At 48.2% G+C, this 542-nt stretch carries 1 protein-coding gene; it reads right to left on the bottom strand.

Features of this window, described 5'->3' with window-relative positions:
- Positions 1 to 542 (bottom strand): PAS domain-containing protein (locus R8N49_RS29800; RefSeq protein WP_318190788.1); only part of this gene is annotated, 542 nt, incomplete at both ends.

Here is a 542-nt window from a genome sequence, read left to right as displayed (position 1 = left end):
CTCACGCTGTCATACTGTTTTTGCAGCTTTTTGAGCTGTTGCGGCGTGTCAATCAACTCTTGGCGGAACAATAACGCTAAAACGCTCGCTGGTAATGCACTTGCAAGCCAAGCAAGCGGACCTTCAACAGATAGTGCGTACGCTGCGGCAGGTGCAGTTAATGCACCCAGTAGAATCGCATAGCGAACCGTTTCGTTAATTTTTAACGACCAGGTTCTACCCGCTTTCTCGGCGGCTAGCATCCCCTTGTAAGCTTTTGCAGCAATATCCACCCATTCACGCTTGGGCTTAACGCGCACAGATTGATAACCGACAACTTGGTTTTTTTCATAGATAGGCGTTACGTAGGCATCTACCCAGTAATAACCGCCAGATTTGGTGCTGTTTTTAACCATACCTCGCCACGCTTTGCCTTCTTTAAGGCGTGCCCACATATCACCAAAAGCGGCTTTAGGCATGTCACTATGACGGACGATATTATGATTCTGACCGACTAACTCCTCGTGCGTGTATTCTGCAACGCGACAAAACGCGTCATTACA

Source organism: Vibrio sp. 1978 (assembly GCF_033344345.1).
The sequence above is the reverse complement of the archived record's forward strand: the minus strand, read 5'-3'. Positions and strand labels throughout refer to the sequence as shown.